Origin of the sequence: Burkholderia sp. Se-20378 (genome assembly GCF_017104665.1) — a bacterium.
In the GTDB taxonomy this organism is placed as follows: Bacteria; Pseudomonadota; Gammaproteobacteria; order Burkholderiales; family Burkholderiaceae; genus Burkholderia; species Burkholderia lata.
On the sequence record NZ_JAAGPG010000060.1, the window covers coordinates 1 to 19,170 of the forward strand.

General features: G+C 65.6%; 15 protein-coding genes. 13 read left to right on the forward strand and 2 right to left on the reverse strand.

Annotated features, from left to right (window positions below):
* Positions 1–159 precede the first annotated feature (159 nt).
* Positions 160–831: a TetR/AcrR family transcriptional regulator gene (locus G3N93_RS09980; RefSeq protein WP_174932440.1), complete on the forward strand. Its 672-nt coding sequence runs from the start codon at positions 160–162 to the stop codon at positions 829–831.
* 107 nt (positions 832–938) lie between these two features.
* Here the strand turns inward: G3N93_RS09980 and G3N93_RS09985 are convergent, their stop codons facing one another.
* Positions 939–1,958: a thioesterase family protein gene (locus G3N93_RS09985; RefSeq protein WP_206132925.1), complete on the reverse strand. Its 1,020-nt coding sequence runs from the start codon at positions 1,956–1,958 to the stop codon at positions 939–941.
* A 267-nt stretch (positions 1,959–2,225) separates the two neighbouring features.
* Between G3N93_RS09985 and G3N93_RS09990 the strand changes: the two genes are divergently transcribed.
* The 11 genes from G3N93_RS09990 to G3N93_RS10040 all read left to right on the forward strand — a co-directional run bounded on the left by G3N93_RS09990 (position 2,226) and on the right by G3N93_RS10040 (position 16,212).
* The gene (locus G3N93_RS09990) at positions 2,226–3,713 is read left to right on the forward strand and encodes an FAD-dependent oxidoreductase (protein ID WP_206132926.1); all 1,488 of its coding nucleotides are present in this window, start codon (positions 2,226–2,228) and stop codon (positions 3,711–3,713) included.
* Positions 3,714–3,723: 10 nt separating this feature from the next.
* Positions 3,724–4,380, forward strand: coding sequence for a cytochrome c (locus G3N93_RS09995; protein ID WP_206132927.1), 657 nt, complete (start codon positions 3,724–3,726; stop codon positions 4,378–4,380).
* Positions 4,381–4,414: 34 nt separating this feature from the next.
* Positions 4,415–5,104, forward strand: coding sequence for a hypothetical protein (locus tag G3N93_RS10000; protein WP_206132928.1), 690 nt, complete (start codon positions 4,415–4,417; stop codon positions 5,102–5,104).
* A gap of 584 nt (positions 5,105–5,688) precedes the next feature.
* On the forward strand, positions 5,689–6,522 hold the full coding sequence (locus G3N93_RS10005; RefSeq protein ID WP_174938187.1) for a phytanoyl-CoA dioxygenase family protein: 834 nt from the start codon (positions 5,689–5,691) through the stop codon (positions 6,520–6,522).
* An 18-nt stretch (positions 6,523–6,540) separates the two neighbouring features.
* Positions 6,541–6,954, forward strand: coding sequence for a RidA family protein (locus tag G3N93_RS10010; protein ID WP_174932454.1), 414 nt, complete (start codon positions 6,541–6,543; stop codon positions 6,952–6,954).
* A 361-nt stretch (positions 6,955–7,315) separates the two neighbouring features.
* Positions 7,316–8,680, forward strand: a complete 1,365-nt coding sequence (locus tag G3N93_RS10015) for a DUF1329 domain-containing protein (protein WP_174952732.1) — start codon at positions 7,316–7,318, stop codon at positions 8,678–8,680.
* Between the two features lie 78 nt (positions 8,681–8,758).
* Positions 8,759–10,600, forward strand: a complete 1,842-nt coding sequence (locus tag G3N93_RS10020; RefSeq protein ID WP_206132929.1) for a DUF1302 domain-containing protein — start codon at positions 8,759–8,761, stop codon at positions 10,598–10,600.
* A gap of 63 nt (positions 10,601–10,663) precedes the next feature.
* Positions 10,664–13,024: an RND family transporter gene (locus G3N93_RS10025; protein ID WP_206132930.1), complete on the forward strand. Its 2,361-nt coding sequence runs from the start codon at positions 10,664–10,666 to the stop codon at positions 13,022–13,024.
* 29 nt (positions 13,025–13,053) lie between these two features.
* Positions 13,054–14,019 (forward strand): YCF48-related protein, encoded by a 966-nt coding sequence (locus tag G3N93_RS10030; protein WP_206122396.1) that lies wholly within the window; start codon positions 13,054–13,056, stop codon positions 14,017–14,019.
* A gap of 65 nt (positions 14,020–14,084) precedes the next feature.
* Entirely contained in the window at positions 14,085–15,473 is a 1,389-nt protein-coding gene (locus G3N93_RS10035; RefSeq protein WP_374196441.1) for an FAD-dependent oxidoreductase, read from the forward strand.
* Positions 15,474–15,549: 76 nt separating this feature from the next.
* On the forward strand, positions 15,550–16,212 hold the full coding sequence (locus G3N93_RS10040) for a TetR/AcrR family transcriptional regulator (protein ID WP_374196440.1): 663 nt from the start codon (positions 15,550–15,552) through the stop codon (positions 16,210–16,212).
* Between the two features lie 37 nt (positions 16,213–16,249).
* Here the strand turns inward: G3N93_RS10040 and G3N93_RS10045 are convergent, their stop codons facing one another.
* The gene (locus G3N93_RS10045; protein ID WP_206132931.1) at positions 16,250–17,503 is read right to left on the reverse strand and encodes a CdaR family transcriptional regulator; all 1,254 of its coding nucleotides are present in this window, start codon (positions 17,501–17,503) and stop codon (positions 16,250–16,252) included.
* 140 nt (positions 17,504–17,643) lie between these two features.
* Between G3N93_RS10045 and G3N93_RS10050 the strand changes: the two genes are divergently transcribed.
* Positions 17,644–19,170, forward strand: a complete 1,527-nt coding sequence (locus G3N93_RS10050) for an NAD(P)/FAD-dependent oxidoreductase (protein ID WP_206132932.1) — start codon at positions 17,644–17,646, stop codon at positions 19,168–19,170.

Sequence of the window (19,170 nt, forward strand, 5' to 3'; positions counted from 1 at the left end):
TCACGTGACGCGGCGAATCGCGGCGGCCGCCACCGGCCGCCGGGCGGCGGCGCCCCGGATGGAAATTGGTGTCGGCATCGGGTATAGTCGTTCGCGACCGGCGAAACGCCGGTCCTATCACATCAGGAAGGCGGGAACGCCCAGATCACGACGGAAGCGATGACAGTGCCTATTGAGCAACCGACCAGGAAACGGCGCACATCGAGTGCTGCACCCACCGGCGCACAGCCCGAGGGCCTTCGGGCCCAGGGTGTTCGTACGCGCAAACTCATCGTGCGCGTGGCGCGGAAACTCCTGCTCGAGGGTGGTGCGCTGGAGTTTTCCCAGCGCGCGGTCGCGCAGCGCGCCGGCATCAGCGTCAGCAACCTCCAGTACTACTTCCCGACGCGGCTCGCCGTGCTGCGCGCGGTCATGGAGCCCGAGATCGAGGCCTACCTGACCGAACTGAAGCGCGCGCTCGAAAGCGGCGCATCGCCGCGCGAAACGCTCGATGCATTGCTCGGGATGGCGCTCGAGAATGCGAAGGACGTCAAGGGCACGGCCTTGTGGGCCCACTTCATGTCGTTCGCGTCGATCGATCCCGAATGCGCGCGGCTGATCGACGAGTGGTATGCGTCCCTGACGCAAGCCATCACCGCGCTCGTCCGCTCCGTGAATCCGGGCCTCAAGGCAGCGGACGGCGAGCACGTGGCGATGCTGCTCGTCGCGATGGCTGACGGGCTGGCACTCCAGTACACGATGGGACGGCAGACGGAGGGGCTCGATGCGAGATTCCTCGCGTCGGTGTACAACCTGGTGGAAGGCAAGGCGTCCGGCGGCAAGAGCCGGTAGCGGCCGCAGCCTGGCCAGGTGACACGAGAAGACAGGGCATGCCCTGTCTTTTTTCTTTTGCAGCCGCCGCGCGCGATGCCTGGCACCGACGGTGTGCGGGGGAGCACTCAGCTTGCTCGTGATGGGGTGCCGAACGTCCCGCGGAATTTCGCGAGCTGACGCGATTCCGCCACGCGCTGTCCGTCCATATCCCGCAATTCACCGTCGATCACCAGCAGGCCATTGCGAACCTCCTTCGTCACAAAGCGTGCGTGGATGGGGCCGGGGTTGGCCTTGATGTGTACCGCATATTCGATCGTCGGGACTGGTCGCCACTCGGCGCGATCGATGAGGTTGTAGATCGGTGGCGGGAACGCATCGGCGAAGAGGGTCAGCGACGCGAGCGTCGGCGATGCTTCGTCATCCAGAGAAATCCATCCCTCGATGGTCGCGGCGTGTTCAGGCCCGCTGTTCTGCAATACACCCGGTGCGAGACGCAGGTTGAACTGCGAGATGAACGACCGCATCGGATCGGGGATCGCCAGCGTGTCGATGCTCACGCATGCGTGATAAGGCGTGACGGGCAACTGCGGTCCCGCGCAATGCGATGCCGAGGCACCGGTCGTCCGCGAGAAATCGGTGAACGTCGCCACGTAGAACGCCTTGAGTTCCCCGTCCTGCATGAGCGACAACGTCGCGCGCGACAGGCTTTTCGTCGATCCGAGTTCAACGATGCGAGCCGTTGCCGGGCCGGAAACGGGATGTCCGAGAAAACTCGCATTGATCCACAACAGATCGGGATGCGCGCTGCGGCCGGCGAATGTTTCGGCTGCGAGCCCGGTGAGGTAGCCGCCGTTCGGATAGCCGAGGACGTTGAATCGCGACGAGATATCGACGGGGATTTCCACGCAGGCGCCTGACATTCCTGTTCCCATGAAGCCATGCCCCGTCGACGAGGCGGGGAATCGATTCGCCGCCGCAAGTGGATGGCCGGCGCATACACGCCGCGCGGCACTGCAAATTCCGGCGGCTCGACGCGTTTTCTCGCGTGAATTCGTGACGCCAAGCATAGCGACCACGTGCGCCGCACCGAAGTTTATTTTATGAATCGGCCCGTATTCGTGCGATGAATGATTCGCGACGAACATCGTCGCGCACAGGCATGCATCGACGCTCCGAAGGCAGGGTAATCCCCTGTCTTTGTTTTATTCCGGTTGTATGTATCATGACCTACGTTTGTCACATATTCCTACAAATGGATTGCACGGTTCGTCGACTTGCCTTGCGCCAAAAGCGGGGCAGGGATGGCGGCCGCAATCCGATCGGTTCGGAACGACGTGCCGAACGGGCCGCCTATCGTTCGTCATCCTGATGGACGGCTCCCGAGTGATTTTCATTGCAGTAGCGAACACACCATGCCAAAGAAGTCTTTCCCCAATGGAGCAGCCGACCTGCATCGGCGGCAGTGGCTCAAGTACGCCGGTGCGTCAGCCGCCGCCGTGGGCACGCTGGCGATTGGTGCTCGCCAGGCGAGCGCCGGCGAAGGCGGCCCGTCCGGCAATCCGGGCGACGTGCTCGACGTAGTCATCATCGGCGCGGGCCTGGCCGGCCTGACGGCGGCGCGCGATTTGCGCCAGGCCGGTTGCGAATCGTTCGTGGTGCTCGAGGCGCGCGACCGTGTCGGCGGCCGGACCCTCAACTACAACGTGGACGGCGGATACGTCACCGAGGTCGGCGGGCAGTGGATCGGGCCGGGCCAGACCGCCGTCGCCGATCTTGCGCGCGAGCTGGAGGTCGGCACGTTCCCGAGCTACTACGAAGGCAAGACCGTCATCCTGGGCGGCGAAGGCCGCGTGGCGGTCGACCTGAAAGGCACGTTCGGCACCGACGAGGCCATTTCGTCGAAGCTGAGCACGATGTCGCGCGACGTGCCGTCGGGCGCGCCGTGGACCTCGTCCCGGGTCGGCGAACTCGACAAGCTGTCGGTGGCCGACTGGATGGTGAAGCAGGACATCAAGCCCGAGGACCGGATCGGTTGGGACGGCTCGTGCACGCTGTCCGGCGGTGCTCCGCCGGTCAAGATGGGGCTGCTGCACTTCCTGTCGATGATCAATTCGGCGTCGTGCGACTACACGCAGCTCGACTCCATCAAGCACAGCGCGCAGGAAACGCGCTTCATCGGCGGTTCGCAAATCCTCAGCACGAAGATGGCCGGGCGCCTGGGCGACAAGGTGCGCCTGTCGACCCCGGTGCGCCGGATCTCCAACTGGGATCGCGACGTCGTCACGCTGCATACCGATCGCGGAGACGTGCGTGCGCGGAAGGTCATCGTGGCCATTCACCCGGCCCTGTGCAACCAGGTGCAGTTCGAGCCGCCGCTGCCGGAGAAGCGGGCGTCGCTGCAGCGCGCATGGCCCGCTCACTCGCCGGCGCGCAAGACCGCGATGGTCTATCGCCGTCCGTTCTGGCGCGGGAAGGGGCTGAACGGCCACATCTTCCAGGCGGGCGGCCCGGTCATCTGGGCCTACGACAACTCCCCGCCCGGTGGCGAGATCGGGATCATCAATGCGTTCGTCCGGAACGCGCTGCTGCCGTCGGACCGGAAGGCCGCGCAACGCATGCTCACGGAAATCTATGCGCAGGCATGGGGCGACGACGCGCTGTCGCCGGTGTCGTATCACGACCACGACTGGAGCCGCGTCGATCCGTGGACGATCACGTGCGTGTCCGCGATTCCGCCGGGTTTCTGGAGCGCGCACGGAGACGGGCTGCATCTGCCGTGCGGCAACCTGATCTGGTCGGGAACCGAAACCGCGAACATCTGGGCGGGCTACATGGATGGCGCGGTGCGCTCGGGCCACCAGGGCGCATTGCAGGCGTTGAACGGCTTGCGCCGCGCCTAGGAGAGCAATCATGAAAAAACGCATTTTGCTCGCCGTTGCGGGAGTCGTCGCCGTGTTGCTCGTCATCTTCGGGCCGTCCCTGCTGAACCTGTACCGGCTTCAACAGTTCGTCGCCGCGTCGGAAGACGCGTATCGCGCCGACGGCGGCCCGTGGCCGCACCAGACCGATACGTGCCTGGGCTGTCACGGCGACAAGGGCACGTCGCTCGAGCAGGGCTATCCGAGCCTCGCGGGGCAACCGGCGTCCTACGTGGCGGCCCAGCTTCACGACTTCGCGAGCGGCAAGCGCGCGAACCCGAACATGGCGCCGCTGGCGATGAGCCTGAGCGAGACCGACATCAAGTCGCTGTCCGACTACTACGCGCGGCAGCCGGCCCGCCGCAACCGCTACTTCGAGCCCGATCCGCAACTCGCGGCGCAAGGCAAGCAGTTGGTCGAGAAGGCGACGTGCGCCGCGTGTCACGGCGCACGCCTGATGGGCCAGGCGCAGTTCCCGCGGCTGGCGGGCCAGGGGCACGACTATCTGCTGAAGCAGATGGACGCGTTTGCCGCCGGCACGCGCACCGAAGCGACCGGCACGATGCAGCGCGTCACCGCGGCGCTGTCGCAGAAGGAACGCGAGGCCGTCGCCCAGTACCTGGCAAGTTTGAATCCGGAGCAGGAATGATGAACCGTACGCAATCGGAATGGAGTGTTTGATCATGGACAGCAGATCGCTCGTGCTTTGCCTTGCCAGTGCGTTGCTGGCGACCACCACCGCCATCTATGGCTGGAGATTTCTCAAGAAGCGCAATTACCTGCTCGGGATCGAGTGGTTCATCGTGACGGTTTCTTCGTCGAATGCGCTGATCTATTTCGCGACTCACTTCGAGCTGTCGGGGCTCATCTCGCACTTTCTGGATGCGTTTTCCCGGGGCTTCGGGATGCCGATCGTCGCCGTCGCGGGCCTGATGGCCGTGACGCGCGGCTACAAGCCTTCGGGGTGGCAGGACGTCGCGCTGTTCGCGATATCGGCCGTCGGCACCGTCGTGCTGGTGTCGGGCGTCGTCGGCAAGGCGCTGCCTTACTTCTATGTCGCGATGTGGGGATTGCTGACGATCTATCTCGCAGGATTCGTCCGGAAATTGCTGGCGGCCGGCGAGCGGTTCCATGCGATGACATCAGCCATTGCGGCGGTGACCTCGCTCGCGATCGCATGCATCTACGATTTCTATCCGATACCCGGGGACGCACACAACGTCGTGGTCAATTTCTACGTATTCGCACTGGTGACGTGGTCGTACGTGACGGTCGTGCTCTATTACGCCTATTGCGCGCTGGAGCGCGCAGGTCAGACGCATGACGCCAGCCGGCTCCGCTCGACCCGGAACGGGAATCGTCGCCTCGCGTAAGTGCGTGGTGAAGCGCATCGGGGCATTTGCGTCGTTCGATGACACGCGCCGGAGACGGCCACTGTGTCATCGAGTCGCGCTGGGCTGAATCGCTTCCGAAGCGTACCGCGACCGATAGCGTGTGTGACCGACGGCGATCCGGAGCGAGACGCGCGCGCATCGACGTTGGCATATCCGTGGATCTTCGCGGGGCGGTCTCGATATCGATCCAACGGTGACCTGACTGCATCGTTATCCGAACTTGTTTTGAATTGACAGATATCGGAACGGAGCTGTCGACGACACGTTAAGGCCGTCAAGTAATCGTCACAGGAAAGAGGGGCGTTTGCTCCTCGCCTGACCTTTCGTCCCGCTCGCCAGGCGGCGCGCCAGCTGGCGTGCGGCCGCGGACGGCTGCGCGCGGCCGGCCGGGAGCGCGGCTGTCATCCCGCTTCGTCCAGGCATTGCATCCGCACCGGGAATACCCGCTCTTTTTATTTCGTTCTAAATTTATCATCATTACCTAACATTGTTATTCCGAACTACTTTTGAGACGGTACACGGCACCCGCAAGCAGGGCGGGGCGAACCAACAGGAGGTGACAGATGGACGATGTCAAGCGCAAGGCTTTCGCAGAGGACGGTGCGGTTCTGATCGAAGGTCTGCTGAACGAGGAACAACTGGCCCAATGCCGGCTCGCGTTCGACTGGGGGATTGAAAACCCGGGACCGATGGCGTCGAGTCTCCTCGACGGGTCCGAATTCCGGTCGCACGTCGACAACGCGAATCCGTACGCGAAGGAACGTCTCGACGAGCTGGTCGCCACGCTGCCGCTCGGTCGACTGTTCGCCGACCTGTGGGGGTCGAAGCACGCGTGGTATTTCGCCGAGGAACTCTTTCTGAAGCAAGGCGGCAAGGGCGCCCGCTCGCTGTGGCACCAGGACACCTCGTACCTGCCGTGGGCGGGGATGCACTTCGGCAACGCGTGGATCAGTTTCGAGGCCGTTCCGAAGCGCAACGCGCTCGAGATCGTCCGGGGTTCGCATCGCGGCGTGCGTCACGACGGCACCACGTTCCAGAACGTCGACGATCCCACCGAGCCGCTGCATGGCGGTGGCGTCTGGCCGCGGATGCCCGACATCGAAGCCGAACGCCGCGCCGATCCGGGCAAGTACGACATCCTCTCGTGGGCCACGAAGCCGGGCGACGTCCTGTTGCTGCATCCGGGCGTGCTGCACGGCGGCGGCGTGGTCGATCCGGATTTCCCCGATCGCCACACGCTCGTGCTGCGCTTCTTCGGCGACGACGCCACCTTCAGCCCGCTGCCGGACCACAGCGCATCCGGTTTCACGCCGGCCGGCGTGCTGTTCGTGGACGCGCTCGCGTCATTGAAGGCGGGCGACCCGTTTCGCGCGCCGTGTTTCCGTCAACTCGTCTGAATCCGGAGGATTCCCGTCATGGCAACAACCAGCAAGCGTCAACCGATCATTCCACCCGGGTTCAAGGCGTGGTACGACACCTACCATTTCGCTCCGGCCACGCGGGTGGGCGACACGATCTGGGTGTCCGGCCAGGTCGGAATCGGCGCGGACATGCGGCCGGGCGACGGCGTGCAGGCGCAGGCGCGCATCGCATTCGAATCGCTGAAGGCGATTCTGGTCGAGGCCGGTGCGAGTCTGGCCGACGTGGTGGAGCTGACGACTTTTCATACGGATCTGCGCGCCGAGGTCGAAGCCTTCGGGGCCGTGAAGGACGAATATTTCCCGGATCGCTTTCCGTCGTGGACAGCGGTCGGGGTGACGCAGCTCGCGCTGCCCGAGCTGTGCGTCGAAGTGCGGGCGGTGGCGGTGGCCGGGTCGGGCACGGCTTGACGCAAGTGTCAGGCAGTTAGCGCGGCCGGGTCGGCGGCTGCGACGAAAGGAAAAATTCGCAGCCGCTGCATCCGGCACCTGAGGCCTGTTCAGCCGGACGCGGTGGGCCCCCGAACCTGAGATTGAAGGAGCGCGTAAGGCATGTGGCTCGTGTGGTGGAAAGCGCATTCAATATATTTCGTATTACTTACAACATGACGCGCATCGGTGAAAGGTATGCCGAGCGCTTCACGGTCGCGGAAGTCCCGCGACGGCTGGCCGGCAAGCGGCACGTTCGTCGCGAGGCATCGCAAAGAAACGAACGCCAGTCGCCCGTCTGCCGCGCAACCGGTGAATGAAAGCAGCGTCTCGGAAGGAGAGCATGATGAAGAAGCACACGATCGGAACCGTGTCCGCAATCGCGGCCGCGTTGTTGATGATGGCTGGCAGCGCGATGGCCGACGACCTCACCGCGGTGGGGGCCGAACGCGGCGCGAGCAAGGACGGGTCCATTCCCGCCTTTGCCGGCAGGCAGGAGCCGCAGTCGGGCTGGGAATACGGCAAGACGCGCGGCGATTTCTGGAAGCACCGGAGCGAGAAGCCGCTTTACTCGATCGATGCCGCGAACGTCGACAAGTACGCGAGCATGCTGTCGCCCGGCCAGATCGCGTTGATCAAGCAGCGCAAGGGCTACCGGATGGATGTGTATCCGTCGCACCGCGAGTGCCAGCTGCCGGAGTTCGCCGAGCAGAACACGAAGGCCAACCTCACGGCCGCGAAGCTCGCGTCGGACGGCGAGACGCTCGAGGCGGCCGTCCTGCCCGGCGTGCCGTTTCCCCAGCCGAAGACCGGCGCCGAGGCGATCCTGAACTACGAGAACCGCTATCGCGGCATCGGCATCGAATGGCCGCTGGATGTCACGACCATCTCGCCGCGTCCGGGCGGCGGCGAATGGATCGACGGGATCGGCCCGCAGGTCTTCTATTTCCCGTCGGGCAAGACGGGCAAGAGCGGGCCGAAGGATGTCGACCAGCTCAGCCTGGCCGCGTACTTCTCGGCCACCTCGCCGGCCGCGCTCGCGGGGCAGGCCTTCGTGCAGCGCCAGTATTTCAACAAGGATTCGGAAACCTACTACTACTTTCCGGGGCAGCGCCGCGTGAGACGCATGCCGGCCTATACGCACGATGCCCCGCTGATCGGTTTCGAGAACCAGTACCTGATCGACGAAGCCAACATGTTCAACGGCTCGATCGACCGGTTCAACTGGAAGCTGGTCGGCAAGCGCGACATGCTCGTTCCGTATAACGCGTTCGGCATGTACAAGTTCAAGAGCAAGCTGCACGACGTCGCGACGCCGGACGGCATCGCGTCGGCGAACCGGCGCTACGAGATGCATCGCGTGTGGGTCGTCGAGGCGACGGTCAAGCCGAGCGCGCGCCACGTCGCATCGAAGAAGGTGTTCTACCTGGACGAGGATAGCTGGCTCGCGCTCATCGGCGAGGACTACGACGCGCAGGGCAAGCTGTGGAAGGTGCGCGAGAGCTACCCGATTCCGGTCTGGGAGCTGGGCGGCGCCTGCGACAACGAGCCGATGGCGCAATACGACCTCCTGAACGGGCGCTACGTGATGGATTCGTCGACGATCGGCCAGGGCAAGGACATTCGCTGGTACCAGGAGATCAACGATCCGCGCTTCAAGTCCGATTTCTTCACGGCGGAGTCGCTGAGATCGGTCAGCGAACGTTGATTGCCATAGACATATAAAAAAATGAATCCGACGTGCGCGATCGCGCCGTCGGCATCCGGTCTGGAGATGGGTGGGACGATGAAAGCAAGCAACATAGTTAGGCATACTACGGTGTCGATTGCCATGCTGGGTGCGGCGACGTCGACTGCGTACGGCTACGAGTTCACGCTCGGGGACGGCAGCGTCCAGGGATCGTGGGTGTCCAATCTCACCGCGGGCGGCGGAATCCGGACCAAGAGTCCGAGCTGTTCGCTGACCGGCGATCCGAACGCGTACGGGTGCGGCGCGGCCGCCAATACGAACCAGTGGGGCTACGGCGACGAAGGCGATCTCAACTACCGCAAGGGGCAGCCGTTCAGCACCTACGTGAGCGCGACCAGCGAGCTGCTGCTGAAGATGCCGAGCGAAGGGCTCAAGTTCATGGTGCGCGGCACGGGGATGTACGACTTCCTCGCCGGGAGGACGGCCAGGACGCCGCTGTCGAGCACGGCCGCCGCGCAGGTCGTGTACAACGCGCAACTGCTCGATCTGTGGGCGCAAAAGGATTTCACGATCAACGGGCACAGCGCGCATGTCCGGCTCGGCAACCAGGTGATCAACTGGGGCGAGAGCATGTTCGCGCAGAGCGGCATCAACGCGACCAACTCGCTCGACACGCAGAAACTGCTGATCCCCGGTTCGCAGCTCAAGCAGGCGCTGCTGCCGGCGCCGATGCTGAGCCTTGCCGCCGATCTGTCCCACGGCTTCAGCACCGAGGCTTATTACCAGTTCCAGTGGAACGGCAACCGCATCCCGCCGGTCGGGTCGTACTGGTCGCTGGCGAACGTCGTTGGCCGCGGCGCCGAACCGTTCACGATCAACGCGAACAATCCCAACCTGGTCGGGCCGGGCGTGGGCACGATCGCCAATGCGATCGGCGGCGGGGCCGCGGCGGGCAACCAGGATACGCTGAACGCGATCAAGAACGGGCTCGTGAACGGCGCGTTCGCCGGGCCGCCGTTCAACGACCTCGGCATTCCGGTCTCGACGCAACTGCCCGCGAAATACCGGCCGCAGTTCGGCGTGAAGTTCAATTATTCGCCGCGCTCGTTCGATGCGAACTTTGCGTTCTACTACCTGAACTACACGGATAAATCGCCGGTGCTGTCGACGCTGGCCAACGGCACCGCGCAGTGGTCGTATCTGCAGAACCGCCAGCTGTTCGGCGCGAGCGCGAACTTCGGCGTCGGGCCGTGGGCGATCGGCACCGAGCTGTCGTACCGGCCGCGCGATGCGGTCGCGCTGTCGAGCTGTTATGGCGCGGGCGGCCCGACCGACCTGATCACGAACGGCGTGCAAGGCGTCAACTGCCAGCAGTGGGCCGACAAGAAGAAGCTCCAGCTCGACGTGAACGGGCTGCTCGCGCTGGCGCGCAGCGAGTATCCGTTCCTGAAGCTGATCGCCGCGGATTCCGCGACGCTGACCTGGGAACTCACGTGGATCTACTACCCGGGCCTCGGTTCGGACGTGACGCGCACGGTGGGCGGGCAGCCGGTCACGCAGGTGCCGGCCGCCGGCTATTTCCCGTGGCTGAACAACAACTCGGGGCTCGGCTACCCGATCACGCAGGGGCAAGGCACGTCGAGCTCGGTGGGCGCGACGATCGACTTCAACTGGACCTATGACGGCTCGCTGATTCCCGGCTGGCAGGTGACGCCGGGCGTGACGTTCAGCACGGGCCTGTACGGCTACACGCCGACCTTCACCGCGAACTACATGCAGGGCGCGAAGTCGGTGAACGTCTACGTGCTGTTCAACCAGAATCCGCCGACGTGGCAGGCGGGCATCAACTTCGCGGCGTTCTTCGGCGGCCATCAGTCGGTCGGGAATCCGTACGCGGACCGCAATTTCATCGGTGTGTTTGCCACCCGGAACTTCTGACGGGTGCCAGTGGAAGCGAGCGCGCGCGTCGGGCATCGCCGGAAAACATGAAGGGGTCATGCAGTGCTTAATCGTCTGGTCAGCCGCCTTGAAAGGCTTTTCTTCGGTCATCGCGCGATCGTGCTCGCGGCGATCGGCCTGTTCACCGTCGCGATGGCCGTGTTCGCGATGCACCTGCGCATGGATGCCGGCTTCGAGAAACAGATGCCGATCGGCCACGAGTACATCCGCACGTTCCAGCAATACCGGAACGACCTGCTCGGCGCGAACCGGATCACCGTCGTGGTGCGCGCGAAGCACGGTTCGATCTGGACGCCGGACGGCCTGACGCGGCTGTACAAGGTCACGCAGGCGGTGACCTACCTGCCGAACGTCGACCGGATCGGCGTGCGCTCGCTGTGGACGTCGAACGCGTTCGTCAACGAGATCACCGACGAGGGCTTTCGCGCGGAGCCGATCATTTCCGGCACGATCACGCCGGATCAACTGACAACGGAGATCGTCGAGAAGATCCGCCGTGCGACGACGCTGGGCGGCTATGTCGGCACGCTCGTGTCGCACGGCGAGGACAGCGCGATGATCACGGCCGAGCTGAACGAGCGCGACAGTGCGGGCAAGGTGCTCGACTACGTCGCGTTCAATCACCTGCTGGAACAGAAGATCCGCCAGCCGTTCGAGGATGCCGGCTACGACGTGCAGATCATCGGCTTCGCGAAGCAGATCGGCGACATCGCCGACGGCGCGAAGGCCGTGCTCGGCTTCTGCGCGATCGCGCTGCTGCTGACCGCGCTCGCGGTGTACTGGTATTGCCATTCGCTGCGCTTCACGGTGCTGCTGATCGCGTGCTCGCTGACGTCGCTGGTCTGGCAGTTCGGCACGTTGAAGCTGCTCGGCTTCGGTCTCGACCCGCTCGCGGTGCTGGTGCCGTTCCTGGTGTTCGCGATCGGCGTGTCGCACGGCGTGCAGCAGGTGAACTTCATCGTGCGCGAGATTTCGCACGGGCACAGTTCGTACGAGGCGGCGCGGCGCAGTTTCAGCGGGCTGCTGATTCCGGGCGTGCTGGCGCTGATCACCGCATTCGTGTCGTTCATCACGCTGCTGCTGATCCCGATTCCGATGGTGCGCGAGCTGGCGATCACCGCGTCGCTCGGCGTGGCCTACAAGATCGTGACGAACCTGATCCTGCTGCCGGTCGCTGCGTCCTGCTTCAACTTCACGAAGCGCTATGCGGACAGCGCACTCAAGCGCGGCGAGCGGCGCTCGGCATGGCTGCGCCCGCTGGCGCGCATCGCGCAGCCGAGGTATGCGGGCGCGACCGTCGCCTTGACGCTGGTCGTGTTCGCGCTGGCCGCGTGGCAAAGCCGCGACCGCGTGATCGGCACGCTGCAGCCCGGTGCGCCGGAGTTGCGCGCGGACGCGCGCTTCAACCGCGACGCGACGGCGATCGCCGGCAACTACGACATGGGCCTCGACTGGCTGACGGTGGCGATCGAGTCGACGGGCAAGGCGTGCGACAACCCGGCGGTCGGCCTGTACGAAGACGATTTCGCGGCCGCGATGCGCACCGAGCCGGGCGTGGTGTCGGTGCAGTCGTACTCGGGCATGCTGCGCGCGTACAACCAGGGCTACAACGAAGACTATCCGAAGATGAACGTGGTGCCGATCGACCCGGAGAACTACGGCGCGGTGTCGGTCGACGTCGGCCGCGTGAAGGGCTTCATGAAGGCCGACTGCACGATGTCGGCAGTGCACCTGTTCCTGACCGACCACAAGGCCACGACGATCAACCGGATTCTCGACGACGTGAAGCAGTATCGCGCGTCGCATCCGTTCCCCGGCATCACCGTGCGTCTCGCGGCCGGCAACGCGGGCGTGCTGGCGGCGACCAACGAGGAAGTCGCGGGCAGCGAGCTGCCGATGATGCTGTACGTGTACGGCGCGATCCTGATCCTCGTGTTCCTCGCGTACCGCGACTGGCGCGCGATGATCGCCTGCTGTGCGCCGCTGTCGGTCGCAACCTTCATCGGCTACTGGTTCATGAAGGAGCTGCAGATCGGACTGACGGTCGCGACGCTGCCGGTGATGGTGCTGGCGGTGGGGATCGGCGTGGACTACGCGTTCTACATCTACAACCGGTTGCAGGTGCATCTCGCGAGCGGGCAGACGATCGTGAAGGCGGTGCAGCACGCGCTGCTCGAAGTCGGTGTCGCGACGATTTTCACGGCGATCACGCTCGCGATCGGCGTGGCGACGTGGAGCTTCTCCGCGCTGAAATTCCAGGCCGACATGGGCAAGCTGCTGGCGTTCATGTTCCTCGTCAACCTGCTGATGGCGATGACGGCGCTGCCCGCGCTGGCCTCGGTGCTGGAGCGCCGGTTCCCGCGCCGCAAGCCGGCCCGTGCGCCGGGACTGTTCAGCCACTGACGCCCGGCCACTTTCATGGAGATCTCCAGATGATCAAGACACTCGTTGCCTGTATCGGGCTGTGCGCCGCCGCTGCCGCGTTCGCGCAATCCCGTGGAACGGTCGCGGAATGGGCCGCGAAGCCGGCCCACGCATGGCCCGCGCCGACGCACATGATGCTGACGGACGCGACGCGTGCCGGCTCGCGGGTCGTCGCCGTCGGCGATCACGGCATCGTGGTGCTGTCCGACGACGACGGCAAGACCTGGCGGCAGGCGCGGCGCGTGCCCGTTGCCGCGACGCTGTCGGCCGTCGCGTTCGCCGATGCGCAGCACGGCTGGGCCGTGGGCCAGTGGGGGACGATACTCGCGACCGACGACGGTGGCGAAACCTGGACGACGCAGCGTCTCGACACGTCGGTCGACCAGCCGCTGTTCTCCGTGCTGTTCACGACGCCGCAGGATGGGCTCGCGGTCGGCCTGTGGTCGCTGATGCTGCAAACCCACGACGGCGGCAAGACCTGGGCGAAAGTGACGCTGCCGAAGCCGCCGGGCGGCGGCAAGGCGGACCGCAATCTCTATCACGCGTTCGGCGATCAGAAGGGCGCGCTCTACATCTCGGCGGAACAGGGCACGGTGCTGAAGTCGACCGACGGCGGCGCGAACTGGCGCTACCTGCAGACGGGCGGCAAGGGTTCGCTATGGACCGGCGTGGCGATGCCGGACGGCCGCGTGGTGGTGGGCGGCCTGCTCGGCAGCCTGTACCAAAGCAGCGACGGTGGCGCGAACTGGACCGCCGTCGACAGCCGCACGCGGAGTTCGATCACCGACCTGGTGGCGGCAGGCGACGGCCTGATCGGCGTCGGGCTCGATGGCCTGGTGTTGAAGCAGCCGGCGGGCGCAGCGACGGTCGAGGTCGCGCAGCGCCCCGATCGCGCGACGCTGACCGCCGCGCTGCCGGCCAGGGACGGCACACCGATGCTGTTCTCGCAGGACGGCGTGTTGACGTCGCGCTGATGGCGACCCGAGGTGAACGGTATCCCTGTTGGCGGCACGGAATGAAGGAGGCAAAGATGAGCGATATGAACTACGGGATTCAGGATGACTCGACCGGCCATGCAATGCGGTTCGACGCGGCACAGGCCGACCGTGCGTTGCGATCCTACCGGCCCATCGGCGGATGGATCGAGCGGCCGGACGACTTGCAGCCACAGCTGGAAGGCGACGTTCACGCGGACGTGATCGTCGTCGGCGCCGGCTTCGCGGGCCTGTCCACCGCGCTGGAATTGACCGCGCGCGGCATGCGCGTCGTCGTGATCGAGCGCGAGTTCGCGGGCTTCGGCGCGAGCGGGCGCAACGCCGGCTATCTCGCCGGCGGGCAGGGGCTCGAATACGATCTGTTCGTGAAGCGCGTGGGGCGCGAGCAGGCGAAACGGATCGTCGGCTTTTACGACGAAGGCGTGGCCTACGTCGAGCGCAAGCTCGTCGAGCACGGGATCGACTGCGACTATCGTGCGTCGGGGATCATTCGCGCCGGTGTGCATCCGTCGCAGGAGAAGCGCCTGCGCGAGGACATGGAGACCGGCATCGCGCTGGGTTCGCCCGCGCAGTTTCTCGATGGCGCGGCAATGCGTGCGCGTGGCATTCCACCGGCGTTCCTGTTCGGTTGTCACTTCCCCGGCGGCGGCACGCTCGATCCTGGCAAGTACGTGCTGGGCCTGCGACGCGCGGCCCTCGCCGCGGGCGTGCGGCTCCACGAGAACACCGCGCTGCTCGACTTCGACGCGAACGAAACCGTGCGGATCCGGACGGCGCGCGGCAGTGCGAGCGCGCCGGTCCTGGTGCTCGCCACCAATGCGTATACGCCGCAACTCGGCCTGCTCGGCAACAAGGTGATGCCGCTGCGCGTGTCGGCGCTCGAGACCGGGCCGCTATCCGATGCGCAACTGGCGGCGCTGGGCTGGCCGAATCGCGAGGGAATCGTGACGCCACACTTCACGATGGAGAGCCACCGGCTCACCGCGCGCAATACGCTGTTGCTGACGACCAAGCGGCTGGACTACGTCTATGGTTCGCGAACGCCGAACGTGCCCGACGACGCAGCGTATCGCGCGCTGCTGGCGACGCTGCACGCGCGTTTTCCGCAACTGGGCCACCTGCCGGTGCGTGCATGCTGGAGCGGCTACATCTCGGTCGCCAGCGATGCGCTGCCGGTGGTCGGCGCGACCGGCGCGCACGGCAACGTGTTCTACACGGCCGGATGCTCGGGGCATGGGGTCGGCACGCAGTCGCTGATCGGGCAGGTGCTGGCCGACCGGATCAGCGGAGCGAAGCCGCCGCTGCTCGACGCGCTGACGCACCGGACACCCGGCATGCCGCCCGAGCCGCTGCGCTGGTGCGCGATCAAGGCGGTGCTGGGCATGGCGAACCTGCTGGACGAACGGGTGAACCGTCATGCGCGGCGCGGATAGGGATGCGCGCCAGGATAGCCACGATGCAATGCGCGCCGGGACGGACTGCCGGAACGCCACGCTTACGACGAACACGATGACCGACACCAAAGCGCACCACGGCGGCAGAAGCCGCCGCACGCCGAACGCCGCTTCGACCGGCAGCGATCTCGACGGCTTGCGGGCGCAGGGCCTGCGCACGCGCAACACGATCGTCCGGGTCGCGCGGGAACTGCTGCTGGAAGGCGGCCCGCTGACGTTCTCGCAGCGCGCGGTCGCGGCCGGCGCCGGCATCAGCGTGAGCAACCTGCAGTATTACTTCCCGACCCGGCTGGCCGTGTTGCGGGCCGTGATCGAACCGGTCATCGAGGCGTACCTGGGCGAGCTGAAGGGCTTGATCGACAGCGATGCATCGCCGGACGATGTCATCGAACGCGTGCTGGCACGCGCGCTGCGCGACGCGAAGGATGCGCAATACGTCGCGCTGTTCCGCCATTTCCTGTCGTTCGCTGCGATCGACCCCGAATGCCTGAAGCTGTTCGACGATTGGTACGGCACGCTGACGCGCGAAGTCGCGAAGCTGTTGCGCACGGTCAATCCGGCGTTCGACGCGGCCGACAGCCTGCACGTTGCCACACTGTTGATTGCGATGGCCGACGGCCTGACGTTGCAAACCGGCACCGCGCGATTGACGCAGCGGCTCGATGCGATGTTCATGGAGATAGCGCGTTGCCTCATCTACGACAGGCAACGCGACTAGGGGAGCAACCTGCCGCCACGGAATGTGATGGTGCGCGTCAGTCCGGATCGCTGGCGGTCCAGTGCAGCACTTCCAGCGCGGCCGCGACGTGCAGGCGCTGCTGCGCGAGCGGGCGGGGCAGCAACGACTCGGCGCGCTCGAGGCGGCGCAGCAGCGTGTTGCGGTGGACGTGGGTTTTCTCGGCTGCGTCGGTCACGCTGCAGCCTTCCGCGAGAAACGCGCGCAGCGCGTCGCGCAGCGACTTGTCGGCGCTGGCCAGGTTGCCCAGCGTATTGGTCACGAACTGCTGGAGGGATTCCATATGATTGGTCATCAGCGCGATCAGGCTCATGCTGTCCGCATGCACCACGCCGACGCCGGCGTGCAGCCTGCCGAGTAGCCGCTGCGTCGCGAGCGCGTCGAGGTGGCCGCGCCGGAATCCTTCCATGCCGGTCCCGGCGGTCGCGACGGCCATGTGCACGCCGGGCAGCGCGTTGATCGCACGCTGCAGCGAAGGCATGTCGAGCGGCTTGCCGTCGTGATACGTCCAGACCCACAACGTGGCCGTGTTCGCGACGACGGCCAGGGCATTGCGCGTGCCCGCGCATTGCGCCAGCGCATCGGCCGCCCGCTCCAGCACCCCCAGTTCGATATCCGCTTCCTCGCTCCAGATGATCGCGGCGTGATGGCGTTGCTCCAGCGTGTAGCCCAGCCGCCGGCTGGCCTCCTGCGCGCTGATGGTCGTCCCTTCGACGATCTGCGTGACCAGTTCGCGGCGATCGGCGTGCGTGCCGCGCAGCCGCGCTTCGCGTTCGGCGCGCATGAATTCGGCCATGCCGACCATGTTGGTATCGATGAAGGCCGCGATCGAACGCGACGATACGGCCAGAAACTCGCGCAGCTCGACCGGGTCCTGCGTCAGCGTAAACGCGAGGTCCATCCAGCGCTGCCACACGACGCTCTGCGACGAACGGGCCGCGACGAACACGAGGTCGGTGAGGCCGCGTCGCACCAGTTCCTGCGCACTACTTAGCATGTCGGCCGAAAGAAAACGGGACACCGGTGCGCAAGGGTTTTCCAGGTTGGCGGTGGCCCAGTGAATCAGCCCGTTGCGGTTGATGCGCCGCACGGCCGCGGCGAGCACGGGGTCGCTCATGGTGGGGCTGGTCGCGACGTTTTCCTTGTCGAGTTCCTGCAGCCATTCCGTCTGCACATTCAGTGCGATTTCGGCGCCCTGGCGCATCAGTTCCCGGATGCGTGGCGAAGGCAACGGCCAGGTCGGCAGGGCAGTGGGGGCGGGGGGCTGGGACATGATGGAGTGCTATCCAAACGAAGAGGTGCAAGTTGCACTCATTGTATTCGCATACGGTGCATTCGACACCTTGTTCGGCTCGATTCGGTTGATGAAAATGACGACACATAGCGCATTTCGACGCAAACAGGAGACACGCCGTGACTGTACATACCCTTCCGTCCACTGAGCACGTGGATGTGCTCATCGTCGGCGCCGGCCTGTCCGGGATCGGCGTCGCTCGCCAACTCGAGACGGACCGCCCAGGCACGTCATACATCATCCTGGAAGCGCGCGGCGCGACCGGTGGCACGTGGGACCTGTTCCGCTATCCGGGCATCCGTTCCGACTCGGACATGCATACCTACGGTTACGGCTTCAAGCCGTGGGCCGACAAGAAGGCGATCGCCGGTGCGGATGCGATTCTTTCGTACCTGAGAGAGACGGCCACCGAATACGGGATCGACCGCCACATCCGCACGAATCACAAGGTGATCCACGCAAGCTGGTCGAGTGCGCAGGCGCTGTGGAGCGTCGACGTCGAGCGCGTCGATACGGGTGAACGCAAGACGATCCAGGCCAGGTGGTTCTTCAGCGCCGCCGGGTTCTATCACCACGACGAAGGTCATACGCCGAAGCTCGGCGGCATCGAGCACTTTGCCGGCCCGGTGGTTCACCCGCAGCACTGGCCGGAAGATCTCGACTACGGCGGCAAGCGCGTGGTGGTGATCGGCAGCGGCGCCACCGCCGTCACGCTGTTGCCGGCGATGGCCGGGAAGGCCCGGCACGTCACGATGCTGCAACGCACGCCGACCTACGTGGTAAGCCTGCCGTCGGAGGACATCATCGCCAATACGCTGCGCAAGGTGATGCCGCATACGTGGGCCTACGCGCTCGTACGGCGCAAGAACATCGCGATCGCCCGCTTCATCTGGCATTTCTGCCGCACGCGCCCGAAGGCGGCGCGGCGCCTGATCCGTTTCATGACCAAGCGCCAGCTGCCGAAGGGCTATCCGGTCGACGTCCACTTCAACCCGCCGTACAACCCGTGGGACCAGCGTCTGTGCGCGGTGCCGGACGGCGATCTCTTCAAGTCGATCCGCGACGGCCATGCGTCGGTCGTGACGGACCGCATCAAGACCTTCACGGCAACGGGCATCGTGCTGGAATCCGGGCAGACGCTGCCGGCCGACATCATCGTCACGGCGACGGGGCTCAACATCCGGTTTTTCGGCGGGATCAAGCTGACGGTCGACGGCCAGCCGGTGGATCTCCACAGCAAGGTGGCGTTCAAGGGGATGATGCTCAGCGGCGTGCCGAATTTCGCGTTCTCCATCGGTTATACGAATTCGTCGTGGACGCTGAAGGTCGGGCTGCTGGCCGAGCATTTCTGCCGCGTGCTCGCGCACATGGAGCGCGGCGGCCTCGCGACCTGCGTGCCTGAATTGCCCGCCGCCGACATGCCGACGCGCCCGCTGCTCGATTTCGGCGCCGGCTACGTGCAGCGCGCGATCGGCAGCCTGCCGCGCCAGGGCCCGGGTGTCCCGTGGGTCATGTCGATGGACTATCACCTCGATGTCGAGATCTTGCGGCACGGTTCGGTCGAAGACCCGTGCCTGCGCTTCCGGCGTGCGGCGGCAGCCGGCGGCACGGATCGCGTCGAGCCACGTCGCGCTGTCGGAGCCTGA

Bases quoted from the DNA above. Each gene is read 5' to 3' on its own strand.
- G3N93_RS09980 (WP_174932440.1), top strand. From the start codon at position 160: ATGACAGTGCCTATTGAGCAACCGACCAGGAAACGGCGCACATCGAGT.
- G3N93_RS09985 (WP_206132925.1), bottom strand. From the start codon at position 1,958: ATGTTCGTCGCGAATCATTCATCGCACGAATACGGGCCGATTCATAAA.
- G3N93_RS09990 (WP_206132926.1), top strand. From the start codon at position 2,226: ATGCCAAAGAAGTCTTTCCCCAATGGAGCAGCCGACCTGCATCGGCGG.
- G3N93_RS09995 (WP_206132927.1), top strand. From the start codon at position 3,724: ATGAAAAAACGCATTTTGCTCGCCGTTGCGGGAGTCGTCGCCGTGTTG.
- G3N93_RS10000 (WP_206132928.1), top strand. From the start codon at position 4,415: ATGGACAGCAGATCGCTCGTGCTTTGCCTTGCCAGTGCGTTGCTGGCG.
- G3N93_RS10005 (WP_174938187.1), top strand. From the start codon at position 5,689: ATGGACGATGTCAAGCGCAAGGCTTTCGCAGAGGACGGTGCGGTTCTG.
- G3N93_RS10010 (WP_174932454.1), top strand. From the start codon at position 6,541: ATGGCAACAACCAGCAAGCGTCAACCGATCATTCCACCCGGGTTCAAG.
- G3N93_RS10015 (WP_174952732.1), top strand. From the start codon at position 7,316: ATGATGAAGAAGCACACGATCGGAACCGTGTCCGCAATCGCGGCCGCG.
- G3N93_RS10020 (WP_206132929.1), top strand. From the start codon at position 8,759: ATGAAAGCAAGCAACATAGTTAGGCATACTACGGTGTCGATTGCCATG.
- G3N93_RS10030 (WP_206122396.1), top strand. From the start codon at position 13,054: ATGATCAAGACACTCGTTGCCTGTATCGGGCTGTGCGCCGCCGCTGCC.
- G3N93_RS10035 (WP_374196441.1), top strand. From the start codon at position 14,085: ATGAACTACGGGATTCAGGATGACTCGACCGGCCATGCAATGCGGTTC.
- G3N93_RS10040 (WP_374196440.1), top strand. From the start codon at position 15,550: ATGACCGACACCAAAGCGCACCACGGCGGCAGAAGCCGCCGCACGCCG.
- G3N93_RS10045 (WP_206132931.1), bottom strand. From the start codon at position 17,503: ATGTCCCAGCCCCCCGCCCCCACTGCCCTGCCGACCTGGCCGTTGCCT.